This is a genomic window from Bradyrhizobium sp. USDA 3364, assembly GCF_054056355.1.
Map to the genome: position 1 here is coordinate 2,947,757 of NZ_JBSRYG010000002.1, position 15,128 is coordinate 2,962,884.

Here is a 15,128-nt window from a genome sequence, read left to right on the forward strand (position 1 = left end):
TTTCAAGCCACCTTGCCGCCGCGGGCAGCAGCCATGCTCGACGTGCTTTAACATAGGCGTTTCCATTGATTGCGGATCAGGGTGCATGAGGACCTTCGCAAAACGCATGTTCGACAAGCTTTGGACCCGCAAGACCCAGCTGGCGCTGGCGGTCCGGATCGCGTCCGCGGGCGTCGCGGCCTATACCATCGCGGTGGCGATGCATCTGATGCTGCCGCTCTGGGCGGTGCTGACCTCGCTGATCGTGACCCAGATGAGCGTCGGCCGCTCGCTGAAGGCGACCCGCGACTACATGCTCGGCACCATCGGCGGCGCGATCTATGGCGGCGCGATCGCGGTGCTGATCCCGCATTCCGGTGAGGGCAGCCTGCTGGCGCTCCTGGTGCTGGCGATCGTGCCGCTGGCCTTCATCGCCGCGCTCAATCCCAGCCTGAACTCGGCAACGGTGACGGCGGTGATCGTGCTGCTGCTGCCGACGATGCATCACTCCAACCCGCTGGACTCCGCGATCGACCGCGTGCTCGAGGTCACGGTCGGCGCGCTCACCGGACTTGTGATCTCGTTCCTGGTGCTGCCGTCGCGCGCCGTCAGCCAGATCAGGGTCAATGGATCGAAGCTATTGGAGCTGCTCTCGGCGGCGTTCGCCGAATTGCTCGCCGGCCTGACCCGCGGGCTCGACAATGACGCGCTGCACCGGATCCAGGATGGCATCGGCACCGCGGTGACCAATCTGCATGCCACGGGCCTGGAGGCCGAGCGCGAGCGCTCCATGCACCTGTCGTCGGGGCCGGACACTGGTCCGCTGCTGCGGACCATTCAGCGGCTGCGGCATGACGTCGTGATGATCGGGCGGGCCTGCGTCGTGCCGCTGCCTGCCGATATCCAGGTCAGGCTGGCGCGGCCGTTGGCTGACGTCAGCAATGCGATCGTGACCTACATGGTGTCGGTCGCGACCGCCCTGCGCGCCGGCAGCGGCCCGGCCGACATGGCGCCGGTCGATGCGGCGCTGCAGGCCTACAGCGAGGAGGTCGCCGCGGTCCGAAGGGACGGCCTGATCCGCGGCCTGCCGGTCGACGCTGCCGAGCGCTTCTACGCGCTCGGCTTCTCGCTCGATCAGATGCGGCAGAACCTCAACGACCTCAAGCGCTGTCACGGCAATTGGTGCACCAATGCCGAGGCTGCGGAGAAGATCGTCGCGGATGCACCCGAGAAGAGCGCGGCATGATCCTTGGCTAGGCGCCGCGGCGCGCCAGGCCCTTGCTCTCCATGCGCCAGATCAGGAGGTCGATACGGTCCTGACCGAAGAACGGTTCGCCGGCGAATACGAAGGTCGGCACGCCCCAATGGCCGGACGCCGCATGGACGTCCTGATTGTCCTTGATGACAGCTTCGTAGCGATCGGGATCGGCGGCGACAGCGGTGTCCATCGCGGCGAGATCGAAGCCGGCGGCATCGGCCGCGCGCGCCAGATGATCGCCCTCGTTCCAGCCCTTCACCGAGCCGTCCCACAGCACGCGGCTGATGGCGGAGGTGAAGGCGAGTGAGCGCCCGTCGAGTTGGGCGGCGGCGCCGAGCCTCGTCAGGCGATGGATGTAGGGCTGGTGCTCGGCGACGTCGAGCGTCGTCATGTCCTGCACGATCGGGTCCGGACGCGGAAAGCGGAACGGGATGTTCTCGTGCTGGGCGACGCGGCTGGAATCGAGCACGACATAGCGGGCGAATTGCGGATTGGTCTTCTTGAAGAAGCCGGGCACGCGCACCGCGAGCGGATAGACCGGCCGCAAATTCACCGCGACGTCGTAGTCGGAGACCATCTGCAGCGTCTTCGGCAATGCGAGGTAGCTGTAGGGACTGCGGAACGAGAAGAACAGGTCGACCGACAACGTCATGCGCTACTCTCCCACCTTGCGCAACATCGCCGGCACGATCAGCCGGTGGAACGGCATGATCACCGCGAGATAGGTGCGGCCGAGCCAGTTGTGGGTCAGCACCAGCGTGGTGGCGGTGATGTTGCGCGCGGCGCCGGTGCTGGTGACGTCGACCACCAGGCGGAAGTCGAGATGCTTGTCGTTGAAGCCGGCGACCAGCCGCTCGGGCGTCTCGCTGACCACGGGGAATAGCCCGATCATGTCGCGCCCCACGCCGTCGGCCGCGCCCGAGGTCTTCAGGCCGAGCGGCGTGACCAGAACGTTTCGCAAGGCAATCAGCCATTTGGCCCAGCGCGGCTGCTGGCCCAACATCGTCTCGGTGGCGTGCCGCGCATCGAGATCCGGTTGCGTGGTCGCGATCCGGAACGCATCGATGAATTGCGCGCCGGCGAGCAGCACGGCGGAATCCACGTTCGGCGTGACCTCGTCGACCCTCATTCCGCCAGTTTGCGTGCCAGCAGGCGGAAACGCAAGACGAGGAGCGTCGCATAGACCGCAGTCCCGAGCGACAATCCGATCCAGACGCCGGGGGCGTCGAGCCTCGCCCAGAAGGCGAGGGCGGAGGCCGAGGCGAAGCCGATCAGCCAATAGCTGATGACGGCGAACAGCAGCGGCACCTGGGTATCGTTCATGCCGCGCAACGCGCCGGCGCTGGTGGTCTGGACGCCGTCGGCGATGAAGAAGGTCGCGCCGATCAGCAGCAGACCCGCGGTGAGCTGCGCCGTGGCGTCGGAGGCCTCGCCGAGGAACAGCGCCGCGATCTCGAAGCGCGCCAGGATCACCGCGAGCGTCATGACGCTCATGAAGACGCCGGAGAGCGCGACCGCGACAAAGCCGGCGCGCTGCACCGCGTCGGTGTCGCGGCGGCCGACGGCCTGACCGACCCGCACGGTGGCCGCCATGCTGACGCCGAACGGCACCATGAACAGGATCGCCGCGATCTGCAGCGCGATCTGGTGCGCGGCGAGCGCCGTCGTGCTGATCAGCCCCATCAAGAGACCGGCCGCGCCGAACAGTCCGTATTCCAGCAGGAAGGCGATCGAGATCGGCGCGCCGACGGCGACGAGCTTGCCCATCAGTGGCCAGTCGATGCGCCAGACGCGGCTGAACACGTGATACTTGCGGAACGGACGGCGGCGCGCGGCGAACCACACGCCGGCGAGGAAGGTGCCGAGATTGACGATCGTGGTCGCGAGTCCGGCGCCGAACATGCCGAGTTCGGACATGCCCCATTTGCCGTAGAGCAAGAGGTAAACCATCAGCGCATTGGCCGGGATCGCCGCAAGCGTGATCCACAGCACCGGCTCCGGCCGGTTCACCGCGCTCATGAAGCCGCGGATCGCAATGAACCACAGCGCCGGCAAAATGCCCCAGGCGAGCCCGAACAGATATTGCTGCGCCAGATGCGCGGTGGCCTGGGTCTGGCCGAGCGCGAGCAGGATGCGCTCGCCCTGGAACGGCAGCGCCATCAGCGGCAGCACCATGATGAAGCCGGCCCACAGCCCGACGCGGAGCGCGCGCCGCATCATGCGCGGATCACGCGCGCCGAACGCCTGCGCTGCCAGCGGCGAGACCGCCGACATCATGCCCATGCCGATGGTGAAGCTGACGAAATACACGGTATGCGCCAGCGCCGCGGCGGCGACGTTCTCGCTGCCGAGCCGGCCGATGAAGGCGAGATCGGTCGTCATCATCGCGATCTGCCCGAGCTGCGTCAGCGCAAGCGGCACCGCGAGCTTCAGCGTTTCCGTAAGCTCGGCCGTGAGCAGCTTGCGAGAGGGGACGACGGCCGCGCGCGACGCGGCCGGGTCGATCTTGTCGATGCAGGTCATGACGGCACGCTTAGCACGGCAAACCGGCCGGAAGGATGGCCGAACTGCCTAACGCGACGATCTCACGCAGAGATCGTCGCGTCTCAAGCTATTGTTTGAGCATGATCCCAGCGCAAAACGCTTCGCGTTTGTCGCGGGAAAACCGCTGCACACTTTTCCGGATCATGCTCGGACTATGATCGCGCTGGTATCCGCTTGATCTTGGCGCCGAGCGCGTTGAGACGCTCATCGATCCGCTCATAGCCGCGCTCGATCTGGTCGGCGTTGTTGATAGTGGAGGTGCCGTTGGCGCAAACCGCGGCCAGCAACATCGCCATACCGGCACGGATGTCGGGCGAATTCATCGGCGCGCCGCGCAGCCGGCTGGGGCCGGCGACGATCGCACGATGCGGATCGCACAGCACGATGCGGCCGCCCATCGCGATCAGGTTGTCGACGAAGAACATCCGGGACTCGAACATCTTCTCGTGCATCAGGATGACGCCGTCGCACTGCGTCGCGGTGACGATCGCGATCGACATCAGGTCCGCCGGGAAGGCCGGCCAGGGCTGGTCCTCGAGCTTCGGCACGTGGCCGCCGAAATCGTCGTGGATCTTCATGGTCTGGTTCGACGGCACGACGAGGTCGTCGCCCTCGACGCCGCAGACGATGCCGAGCCGCTCGAAGCCCATCCGGATCGAGCGCAGATGCTCGACGCCGGCGCGTGCAATGCGCAGCGGGGAGCGCGTCACCGCGGCGAGCCCGATCAGCGAGCCGACCTCGATATGGTCGGGCTGGATCGCGAAACTCGTGCTGCCGAGCGTCGCCGGCCCTTGCACGATGATGGTGTTGGTGCCGACGCCTTCGATCTTGGCGCCGAGCGCGATCAGGAAATTGGCGAGGTCCTGGACGTGTGGCTCTGAGGCCGCGTTGCGCAGATAGGTGGTGCCGCGGGCGGCGACGGCAGCCACCAGCGCGTTCTCGGTCGCGGTGACGCTGGGCTCGTCGAGGAACACGTCGGCGCCCTTCAGGCGCGAGGCGCGGAATTCGAGCCGATGCGTCGCGGTGACAGTGGCGCCGAGCTGCTCGAAGGCCAGAAAGTGCGTGTCGAGCCGGCGGCGGCCGATCACGTCGCCGCCGGGCGGCGGCAGCGCGACCTCGCCGCAACGGGCGAGCAGCGGACCTGCGAGCAGGATCGAGGCGCGGATGCGCGCGCACAGGGCCGGGTCGAGATCGGCGGCGCGAATCTCCTTGGCATGGATCTGCAGCGTGTTGCGCTCGGTCCATTCGGCGCTGGCGCCGACCGAACGGCACAGCTCGACCAGCGTTTCGGTGTCGCGGATGCGCGGCACGTTGGTCAGCGTGACCGGGTGCTCGGTGAGCAGGGCGGCTGCGATGATCGGCAACGCCGAGTTCTTGTTGCCCGACGGCTCGATGGTGCCCGAAAGGCGGCGGCCGCCTTCGACGATGTATTGGATCGGCGGCACGCGGAATGTCCCCTAGCGCATCATTCAGACTGGACCATTCGAAATTCCGCAACGGAATCAATGGCTGTCCGGCACCGTAACACAACTCCCGGCGCAGCTTCCACAGCAAAGGTCGTCGCGTGACAGCGCCGGGCGCTGTCACGGATACGTCATCGCGCCGGGGCGGCGCCTGACCGTGAACGGGGGCTCAGGTGTCGATGGTGGCGCTGAGCGAGTTTTCCTGGATGAAGTCGCGGCGCGGTTCGACCACGTCGCCCATCAGCTTGGTGAAGATATCGTCGGCCTCGTCGACCTCCTTGACCTTCACTTGCAGCAGCGAGCGGGCTTCGGCGTCCAGGGTGGTCTCCCAGAGCTGCTCCGGGTTCATCTCGCCGAGACCTTTGTAGCGCTGCAGCGAGATGCCCTTGCGGCCGGCGTCGGTCACGGCCTCGAACAGGTCGACCGGACCATGGATGATCTGCTCGGCCTCCTTGCGGCGGAGCTTGCCCGCACGCACGTAGATCTCCTGCAGCTCGGTCGCGTATTCATCGAGCTTGCGCGCGTCGGCCGAGCCGAGGAAGGCGTCGTCGATCACAGCCACCTCCTTGACGCCGCGCACAGTGCGCTCGAAGTGGAAACCCTGGCCTTCGGTGAAGGTGCCGATCCAGCCGCGCTCGACCTCCTCGGCCACCGCGTCCAGCCGTTTGGCGATGTATTCGGCTGCCGAGTTGGCGGTCGCGATATCGCTGGTGATCCTGGGATTCAGCACGCCCGCGATCGCGGCCTGCTCGACCACCGCGCGATTGTAGCGGCTGTGCAGGTTCCGCAGCACCGAGCGGATGACCCGGGCGTCCTCGACCAGCGACAGCAGGTCACGGCCCGAGCGGTCGTCGCCGGAGGCCGGCTTGAAGACGCATTCGTCGAGCCCGGTCGAGATCAGATAGTCCTCCAGCGCGCGCTCGTCCTTCAGATACTGCTCGGACTTGCCGCGCGAGACCTTATAGAGCGGCGGCTGGGCGATATAGAGATAGCCGCCGTCGATGATCGAGCGCATCTGGCGGTAGAAGAAGGTCAAGAGCAGCGTGCGGATATGGGCGCCGTCGACGTCGGCGTCGGTCATCACGATGATCTTGTGGTAGCGCAGCTTGTCGACCGAGAAATCGTCGCTGATGCCGGTGCCGAGCGCGGTGATTAGGGTGCCGATCTGCTCGGACGACAGCATCTTGTCGGGGCGCACGCGCTCGACATTGAGGATCTTGCCGCGCAGCGGCAACACCGCCTGGAATTCGCGGTTGCGGCCCTGCTTGGCGCTGCCGCCTGCCGAGTCGCCCTCGACGATGAACAGTTCGGATTTCGCCGGATCCTTCTCCTGGCAATCGGCGAGCTTGCCGGGCAGCGAGGAGACGCTGAGCGGACTCTTGCGCGTCAGCTCGCGCGCTTTTCGCGCCGCTTCACGCGCTGCCGCCGCCTGGATCACCTTGCCGACGATTTCCTTGGCTTCCTTCGGATTCTCCTCGAACCATGCCGCGAGCGCCTCGTTGAGGACGTTCTCGACCACCGGCCGGACTTCCGAGGACACCAGCTTGTCCTTGGTCTGCGACGAGAACTTCGGATCAGGCACTTTCACCGAGAGAACGGCGGTGAGGCCTTCGCGGCAGTCATCGCCGGTCAGTGCGATCTTTTCCTTCTTCGCGTTGGCGTCGGCATAGCCGTTGACCTGGCGCGTCAGCGCGCCGCGGAAGCCGGCCAGATGGGTGCCGCCGTCGCGTTGCGGGATGTTGTTGGTGAAGCACAGCACGTTCTCGTGGTAGCTGTCGTTCCACCACAGCGCGGCTTCGACGCCGATGCCGTTGGCTTCCGAGCGCACCATGATCGGGGCCGGCACGATCGCCTTCTTGTTGCGGTCGAGATATTTGACGAATTCCTCGACGCCGCCGGAATAGTGCATCTCCTCGCGCTTCTCGACCGCGTGGCGCATGTCGGAGAGCACGATGTTGACGCCGGAATTGAGGAAGGCAAGCTCGCGCAGCCGGTGCTCCAGCGTCGCGAAATCATATTCGATGTTCTTGAAGGTCTCGGTCGAGGCGAGGAAGGTGACCTCGGTGCCGCGCTTGCCCGGGGCATCGCCGACTATCTTGAGCGGCGCGACGGCATCGCCATGCGCGAATTCGATGTAGTGCTCCTTGTCGTCGCGCCAGATCCGCAAGCTCAGCTTGCTGGAGAGCGCATTGACGACGGAGACGCCGACGCCGTGCAGGCCGCCGGAGACCTTGTAGGAGTTCTGGTCGAACTTTCCGCCGGCGTGCAGCTGGGTCATGATGACCTCGGCCGCCGACACGCCTTCTTCCTTGTGGATGTCGACCGGAATGCCGCGCCCGTCGTCGTACACGGTGACGGAATTGTCGGCATTGAGGGTGACCAGGACGCGGTTGGCATGGCCCGCGAGGGCTTCGTCGATCGCATTGTCGACGACCTCGTAGACCATGTGGTGCAGGCCGGACCCGTCGTCGGTATCGCCGATATACATGCCCGGCCGCTTGCGCACGGCATCGAGGCCCTTCAGCACCCGGATCGATCCCGCGTCGTATTCGCCCGATGCGGGATGCTCAGATTCGGCAGGGGTCTGCCGGGCAGGTTCTGTCATGTGAGGCCTTCGAGGATGTCCCGAATCAGCGGCGCAATATGGGGCGCTGATTCCGCTATTTGTGCCATGAAAGAGGTGTTGCGCCTAGCGCAAAGTCTGTGTCCACAAACTGTTGAATACATGGGATTTTTTAGGCCTTTTTCAAGGTCCCCGAAGGTCGATTCCGGAGGCCCTGAAAAGCTCGATTCGGAGGCGATTTCGAGCCCTCAGCCGCGCCGTGTGGCGCGGCCGGATTCGACGTCGAAAATCTCCCCTCGCGGGCCGATATCGACGAAGGCGGCAGGATCGGCGCCGGTCATCCAGACCTGCGCGCCGAGCTTGGCGAGCTCGTCGAACAACGCCTTGCGGCGGTTCGGATCGAGATGGGCGACGACCTCGTCGAGCAGCAGCAGCGGCACGATGCCGGTCATTTCCGCGACCATCGTGGCGTGCGCCAGCACCAGCCCGATCAACAGTGCCTTCTGCTCGCCGGTGGAGGCGTCGCGCGCCGGCATGTTCTTCGGCGCGTAGATCACCTGCAGATCGGTCAGGTGCGGGCCGTCCAGCGTGCGTCCGGCGGCGGCGTCGCGCGGACGGCCCGCGCGCAGGACCTCGCGGTAGCGGTCCTCCACGGCGGTTGCAGGCTCCTGCAACAGCGCGTTCTCCATCCAGCCGTCGAGCATGATTTCGGCCGATGGGAACGCCGATGCCGCGCCGCGCTCGCGCAGCATCAATGCGAGCTTGGCGGCGGTTTGGCCGCGCGAAGCGGCGACCGCGACCGCAAGCTCCGCGGTCTCGCGCTCGATCGCATCACACCAATGGTCGTCATAGTTGCGCACCTCGAGCAGCCGGTTGCGCGAGCGCAGCGAGCGTTCCAGCGCGGAGACGCGGCTGGAATGCTCGGAATCGATTGCCAGCACCAGGCGGTCGAAGAAGCGCCGCCGTTCGGAGGCGGCACCCATGAACAGGCCGTCCATCGCGGGCGTCAGCCACACGATGCGCAGATGGTCGCCGAAAGCGGTTGCGGAACCCACCGGTTCGCGGTCGATGCGGCAGCGCCTGGTGTTGCTGGCCTCGCCGGTCGGCGGATCGATGCCGGTGCCGAGCGTCGCGAGGCCCAGCGCCCCCTCGACCTCCGCCGACACCGCCCAGGAGCCGTCGCCCTGGTTGTCGGCGATGTCCTCCAGCGTCGCGCGCCGCAGGCCGCGGCCCGGCGACAGGAACGAGACCGCCTCCATGCAATTGGTCTTGCCGGCGCCGTTCGGCCCGACCAGCACCACCATGTCACCCGCAACCTGCAGCGTCGCCGTCCGGTAATTCCGGAAATGCGTCAGCGACAGGCGATGAATGCGGGACGGGGTCATCTCAGCTCGTCATTGCCGGGCAGTCGTGCCCAGCCACGACGCAATCTAGTGCTGATGCGCGCGAAGAGAAGTGCTCACACCCGCATCGGCATCAGCACGTAGAGCGCGCCCTTGCTGTCACGGTCCTGCACCAGGGTCGGCGAGCCGGGATCGGCGAGCTTCAGCACCGCGACCTCGCCCTCGATCTGGGCGGCGATGTCGAGCAGATAGCGCGAGTTGAAGCCGATATCGAGCGCGTCGGAGGCGTACTCGACCTCGATCTCCTCGGTGGCGCTGCCGGAATCCGGGTTGGTGACCGAGAGCACCAGCTTGCCCGCGGACAGGGCCAGCTTCACGGCACGGCCGCGTTCGCTGGAAATGGTCGAGACGCGGTCGACGGCGGCCTCGAAGTCCTTCTTGTCGACGACCAGTTCCTTGTCGTTGTTCTGCGGAATGACGCGGCCATAGTCCGGGAAGGTGCCGTCGATCAGCTTCGAGGTCAGCACCACATTGCCGAGCGTGAAGCGGATCTTGCCGTCCGACAGCTCGATCGAGATCTCGGCGTCGTCGCCCTCGATCAGCCGCTGTACCTCGCCGACCGTCTTGCGCGGCACGATCACGCCGGGCATGCCGGTCGCGCCCTTGGGCAGCGCGAGGTCGATCTGCGCCAGGCGGTGGCCGTCGGTCGCAACCCCGCGCAGGGTCGCCGCCTTGGCGTTGCCGGCGGCGTGCAGATAGATGCCGTTGAGGTAGTAACGGGTCTCTTCGGTCGAGATCGCGAACTGGGTGCGGTCGATCAGGCGCTTGATGTCGGAGGCCGGCAGCGAGAACGAATGCGTCATGTCGCCGGCGGCAAGGCCCGGGAAATCGCTCTCGGGCAGGGTCTGCAGCGTAAAGCGCGAGCGGCCCGCACGCACCGCGAGCACCGAGCGGTCGCCGTCGGCCTCGAGCACGATCTGTGAGCCGTCGGGCAGCTTGCGGACGATGTCGTAGAACATGTGCGCGGGTACCGTGGTCGAGCCGGCGGTTCCGGTCTCGGCTGCGAGCGTCTCCGTCACCTCGAGGTCGAGGTCGGTCGCCTTCAGCGACAGTTTGGCGCCCTCGGCGCGGATCAGCACGTTGCCGAGGATCGGGATGGTGTTGCGGCGCTCGACCACGCGGTGAACGTGACCCAGCGATTTCAGGAGTTGCGCGCGCTCGACGGTGACCTTCATTGCAATACCCGCCAGATCCCTCAGATGGAAAAGCCGGGCGGCCGTTCAGGGCAGCACCGCGGCATTGGAAACCCGAAAAGTCGGATCAATACCGGATTTGATCAAACCCACGGGGGGACCGCAAGGTGGCGCGGATGGGCGGCCGGTGCAAGGGACACCGGCGGAAAACGGGTCCCGTTCCCCACGTTTTGGGCCGGAAAAAAGTTTAGCCCTCCCCTTTGGTTAAGGGGAGGGCCGTGGAACGAGCCGGCCTGACCTGGCGGCCTTACTCCTGTAGCTGACGCTTCAGCGATTCGACTTCTTCCGACAGCGTCGTGTCCTTGGCGACCAGTGCCTCAATCTTGCGCACGGCGTGCAGCACCGTGGTGTGGTCGCGGCCGCCGAACCTGCGGCCGATCTCCGGCAGCGAGCGCAGGGTCAGGGTCTTCGCCAGATACATCGCCACCTGGCGCGGGCGCACCACGTTGGCGGTGCGGCGCGACGACAGGAGGTCGGAGCGGCTGACATTGTACTGCCGGGCCACCACGCGCTGGATGTCCTCGATCTTGATCCGCTTCGGCTCCTGCGGACGGATCAGGTCGCGCACCTCGCGCTCGGCCATCTCCAGCGTCACCGGCTGGTTGTTGAGCTTGGAGTGCGCCAAGAGGCGATTGATCGCGCCTTCGAGGTCGCGGCCATTATGGGTGATGGTGCGCGCCAGATAGTCGAGCACTTCCTCCGGCACGTCGAAGCTTGCGTGGTGGGCGCGAGCCGCGGCAACGCGCGACTTCAGGATCCCGAGCCGCAGTTCCTCGCCGAGCGAACCCATCTCGACCACGAGCCCGCCCGCGAGCCGCGAGCGCACGCGGTCGTCGAGGCTTTCCAGATCCGACGGCGGACGGTCGGCCGCGATCACGACCTGGCGGCCGGCATCGATCAGCGCGTTCAGCGTGTGGCAGAACTCGGCCTGGGTCGACTTGCCCTGCAGGAACTGGAGGTCGTCGATCACCAGCACGTCGATGCCGCGCAGCGCTTCCTTGAACGCCAGCGCCGTCTGCGTCTTCAACGCCGCGACGAAGCCGTACATGAACTTCTCGGCGGTGAGATACAGCACCTTGCGCTCGCCGCCGGAATTGCCGGCCCAGGTCACCGCCTGCAGCAGATGCGTCTTGCCGAGGCCGACACCGGCATGGATGTAGAGCGGGTTGAACATCACGGGATCGCCGCGGCGTCCTTCCGCGACCTGACGCGCAGCCGCATGGGCCAGCGTGTTGGAACGGCCGACCACGAAGCTTGCGAAGGTCAGGCGCGGATCGAGCGGCGAGCCGCCGAGCGCGTCATGGCTTGCGGACACCGGCGCGGTCGCAACCGAGCGCAGCTCCGGTGCCGGGCGGCCATCGTTGCGCTCGACGCGGCGCACTTCGACCGGCACGACCGCTTCCTTCGCCGGCGCCATCGCGCGGATCGCGGAGCGCACGGTGAGGTCGATGCGATGCACTTCGGGCATCTCGGCCTGCCAGCAGGTGAGCACGCGGTCGGCGTAGTGCGCCTGGATCCAGCTCTTGAGGAACCGGGTCGGAACCGACAGGTGCACGCTCTCGTCGTGCACGCTCTCCAGATCCATCCGAGCGAACCAGCTCGTGTAAACGTCCTCGCCAACACTCGTCCGCAAACGTCCCTTCACCCGCGACCAGCGATCCTGTTCCGTGTTCGTCATTGCCTTCGTACTTTTCCAAATCTGAGTGATGTTTGTTGCGAAAGCGCCGTGCAGGTTTCCTACTGCGGCGCGACCTCTAGCGGGCGCGGTCTGCTCCGGACAAAGTTCTCCCGTGTGGCGGCCATGCGCCACGCGACAGATCAGCTGTTTGGAGAAGATGCGTCCCGCGAGGTCAGCGCGTACTCGACGGTCTCTGCGGGTAAGGGCCAACGTCCGAGGAGTTGATTACGGCACCACTGGAGATCTGCATTTCGGCTGTCGTTGGTTCGACTGCAGTGATGAAACCGTAAGGCATAAGTCCTCCCCCTCCCGCCGCGACGTATCGCGGCAAGTTGTCAGCTTGCTGGTGTCTTAAATTCGAACTGCCGCTACCGAACACCGAAATGCCCGGCGCTTCGCCGCCGCCGTGTCGTCGTCAATCCGTTCACTTGCTCCGCGTTCCCGCTGCCGGATTCCGACTGACGTCCTGGTCTCTCTTGTTCGATCCCCCAAATTGCCGGGGACATCGCCGGAGAAGTTTTGACACAGGTCATCCGTCCTCATATCGCTATGAGCCGTCAATCCAGCTTCGCTTGGAAAGCGTCGCTAACGCACACACCGCCGCCGATTTGTGCGTCCGCCCCTGGGTTCTCAAACCGCGCTGATCTGGAGAGCCGTGGGCGTCGCGAACAAGAAATAAATACACCAAGCGCATTTTCTGACAATCCGTGGATTCGACGGGGGTCGAGACTCTTCGCGACTGTTGCGCCGTTGCCGATGCTGAGTTGCGAAAGCAAGTTTTTGAATCAGCGCGTAGATTCGCGCGCGTCACAAACGACGGTGCAATAACAAAAATTTTTCATAGAAAATTTACATTTGGTCTCGCGCCGGTCGCTTTTCCAATCGCTGTTCAGCGCTATGTGCATAAGTAATTCGCGAGACGTCATTTTTCTCGATTACTTTTGCAGGGTAACCCGCATCGCATTTTTTCGACGCGCGATGCGCGCTATTCCACCTGCCACGCTTAGCGCAGTTCAATCTCTGCGCGAGTGCGGTGCATTAAGCATATTTGCCGGTAGAACTACGGACGCGACGAAACATGACACGCAGTTCGCTACGCGGCAACGCCCAATGCCTCTCGCAATATGAAACTTCCACGACAAAAGTTGCGACAAAAACAAAAAGCCCGGCGTGAGCCGGGCTTCGTGACAAATGTGTTTTTTCAGCCAGCTTGCCTGGCGAACTCTTACTTCGCGAGCTTGGCGATCCGAGCCGAGAGGCGCGACACCTTACGGCTCGCGTTGTTCTTGTGAATGATGTTGCGCTGCGCTGCCTTCATCAGCTCGGGCTCGGCCTGGCTCATCGCCTTGAGTGCCGCCTCGCGGTCGCCGCTCTTGATCGCTTCCTCGACGGTGCGCACCGCGCCACGCATCTGCGTGCGGCGCGACTTGTTGATGATGGTGCGGCGGGCAATCTTGCGGGTCGCCTTCTTGGCGGAGGTGGTGTTGGCCATGGTTCTCTAACTGTCCTTCGGCGGTGATCGCTCGGTGGTCGGGCTCGCGCGCACCGGCCGGTTCAAATCTCAACTCTGATGTATTTGTCCAAGGTATCTACTTGGGTGTCCTTGAGGCGGCCATGCGAAGAGCGCAAAATGCTGCCCCCGCATGCGGCACTGTCCAAAGAACAGCGGCGGCAGGATTGCGCCCGCCGCCATCGGCCGGTCTTATAGATGGCGCAGGCAGCACCGTCAACGCTTTCGGGGCCGAAAAAGGGCCTCAAATCGGGCCTCCGGGGGCCGGATAAGCCGCTGAAGAGGTTGAATTTCCGGGGGGCGCCCGGTAAGGCCTGACGACGCGTGGGGCGCGACAGGAGTTTGGGTGACGCATGATCCGCGGCTTTTTCCGTCTGATCGGCCTTCTGCTGCTGGCCGGCAGCTTCATCTTCATGGTCTATGACGGGGCCCGCTACGTCGCCGACCAGAGCCTGCGGTTCACCCAATTCGGCCAGTTCTGGAACGACATCCACCAATCGAGCCAGCAGGCCTTCCATGCCTGGGTGGATCGCTTCGCGCCCTGGCTCTGGAACGGCGTGATCCGCGTGCTGCTGGAGCAGCCGGTATTCGCGGTGCTCGGCGTTGCCGGCATCCTGCTGATGATCCTGTTCCGGCCGCGCAAGCGCCTGATCGGCTACGCACGCGACTGACCCGACCGCAGGCCTCCCTGGCCGCCGCGCCTCGTAACAGGGCTGCCATCAATTGCGTAAGGACATATATAGGTGACAGCCGGCCCGCAGGCCGTAGCCCGCGTCGGCCGATGTCCCGCCTGGAGGTATCCATGTTGTTCATGCGCAAGACCACCGCGTTGCCAAGCGCCGCCGAGGCGCTGCCGGGCCGCGCTACGCCGATCCCGACTGCGACCACCCATTTCGTCAACGGCAGCAAGTTACTGCCGCCCTATCCGCAAGGCCTCGAGCAGGCGGTGTTCGGCCTCGGCTGCTTCTGGGGCGCGGAGCGCAAGTTCTGGGAACTCGGCGACGGGATCTACACCACCGCGGTCGGCTATGCCGGCGGTCACACGCCGAACCCGACCTATGAGGAAGTGTGCTCGGGACGCACCGGCCACACCGAAGTGGTGCTGGTCGTGTTCGACCCGAAGAAGATCTCCTACGAGAAGCTGCTGAAGACGTTCTGGGAGAACCACAACCCGACCCAGGGCATGCGCCAGGGCAACGACATCGGCACGCAGTATCGTTCTGCCATCTACACGTTCAGCGACGCGCAGCGCAAAGCCGCGGACCAATCGCAGGCGATGTATCAGAAGGCGCTTGCCGCCAAGGGCCTCGGTGCGATCACCACCGAGATCGCACCGGCCGGCGAGTTCTACTTCGCCGAGGACTACCACCAGCAGTATCTCGCCAAGAATCCGGCGGGCTATTGCGGGCTCGGCGGCACCGGCGTGTCCTGCCCGATCGGCGTCGGCGTCACCGCCGCCTGACCTCCGCGCAAACGCTTCGCGATTGTCGCGAGGGAAGACCGGCTCCTGTTTTTCCGGATCATGCTTCAAATCGAG

The 15,128-nt window shown here is 65.3% G+C and carries 12 protein-coding genes; 3 read left to right on the top strand and 9 right to left on the bottom strand.

Annotated features, from left to right (window positions below; genetic code table 11):
* Positions 1–85 precede the first annotated feature (85 nt).
* Positions 86–1,225: an FUSC family protein gene (locus tag ACVILL_RS13815; protein ID WP_456729537.1), complete on the top strand. Its 1,140-nt coding sequence runs from the start codon at positions 86–88 to the stop codon at positions 1,223–1,225.
* A 7-nt stretch (positions 1,226–1,232) separates the two neighbouring features.
* On the opposite strand, the gene ACVILL_RS13820 is transcribed toward ACVILL_RS13815, so the two are convergent.
* The 9 genes from ACVILL_RS13820 to rpsT form a co-directional block, all read right to left on the bottom strand.
* Positions 1,233–1,889 (bottom strand): DsbA family protein, encoded by a 657-nt coding sequence (locus tag ACVILL_RS13820; protein WP_456729538.1) that lies wholly within the window; start codon positions 1,887–1,889, stop codon positions 1,233–1,235.
* 3 nt (positions 1,890–1,892) lie between these two features.
* Positions 1,893–2,366 carry a DUF2867 domain-containing protein gene (locus ACVILL_RS13825; RefSeq protein WP_456729539.1) on the bottom strand — a complete coding sequence of 158 codons (474 nt, stop codon included), beginning with the start codon at positions 2,364–2,366 and terminating at the stop codon, positions 1,893–1,895.
* Entirely contained in the window at positions 2,363–3,760 is a 1,398-nt protein-coding gene (locus tag ACVILL_RS13830; RefSeq protein WP_456729540.1) for an MATE family efflux transporter, read from the bottom strand. Before ACVILL_RS13830 ends, ACVILL_RS13825 begins: the two co-directional genes overlap by 4 nt.
* Before the next feature lie 173 nt (positions 3,761–3,933).
* Positions 3,934–5,226 (bottom strand): UDP-N-acetylglucosamine 1-carboxyvinyltransferase, encoded by a 1,293-nt coding sequence (murA, locus tag ACVILL_RS13835; RefSeq protein ID WP_456729541.1) that lies wholly within the window; start codon positions 5,224–5,226, stop codon positions 3,934–3,936.
* Between the two features lie 187 nt (positions 5,227–5,413).
* On the bottom strand, positions 5,414–7,849 hold the full coding sequence (gyrB, locus tag ACVILL_RS13840; RefSeq protein WP_456729542.1) for a DNA topoisomerase (ATP-hydrolyzing) subunit B: 2,436 nt from the start codon (positions 7,847–7,849) through the stop codon (positions 5,414–5,416).
* A 206-nt stretch (positions 7,850–8,055) separates the two neighbouring features.
* A complete protein-coding gene (gene recF / locus ACVILL_RS13845; RefSeq protein ID WP_456729543.1) occupies positions 8,056–9,192 on the bottom strand; it encodes a DNA replication/repair protein RecF in 1,137 nt (378 codons plus the stop codon).
* A gap of 74 nt (positions 9,193–9,266) precedes the next feature.
* On the bottom strand, positions 9,267–10,385 hold the full coding sequence (gene dnaN / locus ACVILL_RS13850; protein ID WP_456729544.1) for a DNA polymerase III subunit beta: 1,119 nt from the start codon (positions 10,383–10,385) through the stop codon (positions 9,267–9,269).
* A gap of 265 nt (positions 10,386–10,650) precedes the next feature.
* Positions 10,651–12,081 carry a chromosomal replication initiator protein DnaA gene (dnaA, locus tag ACVILL_RS13855; RefSeq protein ID WP_456729545.1) on the bottom strand — a complete coding sequence of 477 codons (1,431 nt, stop codon included), beginning with the start codon at positions 12,079–12,081 and terminating at the stop codon, positions 10,651–10,653.
* Between the two features lie 1,225 nt (positions 12,082–13,306).
* The gene (gene rpsT, locus ACVILL_RS13860) at positions 13,307–13,573 is read right to left on the bottom strand and encodes a 30S ribosomal protein S20 (RefSeq protein ID WP_456729546.1); all 267 of its coding nucleotides are present in this window, start codon (positions 13,571–13,573) and stop codon (positions 13,307–13,309) included.
* Positions 13,574–13,944: 371 nt separating this feature from the next.
* On the opposite strand from rpsT, the gene ACVILL_RS13865 reads away from it, so the two are divergent.
* Both ACVILL_RS13865 and msrA read left to right on the top strand, forming a co-directional pair.
* A complete protein-coding gene (locus ACVILL_RS13865; RefSeq protein ID WP_456729547.1) occupies positions 13,945–14,262 on the top strand; it encodes a hypothetical protein in 318 nt (105 codons plus the stop codon).
* Positions 14,263–14,393: 131 nt separating this feature from the next.
* Positions 14,394–15,053: a peptide-methionine (S)-S-oxide reductase MsrA gene (gene msrA / locus ACVILL_RS13870; protein WP_456729548.1), complete on the top strand. Its 660-nt coding sequence runs from the start codon at positions 14,394–14,396 to the stop codon at positions 15,051–15,053.
* Positions 15,054–15,128 lie beyond the last annotated feature (75 nt).

Excerpts from the sequence above, each read along its gene's own strand:
- ACVILL_RS13815 (WP_456729537.1), top strand. The coding sequence starts at position 86 with ATGAGGACCTTCGCAAAACGCATGTTCGACAAGCTTTGGACCCGCAAG.
- ACVILL_RS13820 (WP_456729538.1), bottom strand. The coding sequence starts at position 1,889 with ATGACGTTGTCGGTCGACCTGTTCTTCTCGTTCCGCAGTCCCTACAGC.
- ACVILL_RS13825 (WP_456729539.1), bottom strand. The coding sequence starts at position 2,366 with ATGAGGGTCGACGAGGTCACGCCGAACGTGGATTCCGCCGTGCTGCTC.
- ACVILL_RS13830 (WP_456729540.1), bottom strand. The coding sequence starts at position 3,760 with ATGACCTGCATCGACAAGATCGACCCGGCCGCGTCGCGCGCGGCCGTC.
- gyrB (WP_456729542.1), bottom strand. The coding sequence starts at position 7,849 with ATGACAGAACCTGCCCGGCAGACCCCTGCCGAATCTGAGCATCCCGCA.
- recF (WP_456729543.1), bottom strand. The coding sequence starts at position 9,192 with ATGACCCCGTCCCGCATTCATCGCCTGTCGCTGACGCATTTCCGGAAT.
- dnaN (WP_456729544.1), bottom strand. The coding sequence starts at position 10,385 with ATGAAGGTCACCGTCGAGCGCGCGCAACTCCTGAAATCGCTGGGTCAC.
- dnaA (WP_456729545.1), bottom strand. The coding sequence starts at position 12,081 with ATGACGAACACGGAACAGGATCGCTGGTCGCGGGTGAAGGGACGTTTG.
- rpsT (WP_456729546.1), bottom strand. The coding sequence starts at position 13,573 with ATGGCCAACACCACCTCCGCCAAGAAGGCGACCCGCAAGATTGCCCGC.
- ACVILL_RS13865 (WP_456729547.1), top strand. The coding sequence starts at position 13,945 with ATGATCCGCGGCTTTTTCCGTCTGATCGGCCTTCTGCTGCTGGCCGGC.
- msrA (WP_456729548.1), top strand. The coding sequence starts at position 14,394 with ATGTTGTTCATGCGCAAGACCACCGCGTTGCCAAGCGCCGCCGAGGCG.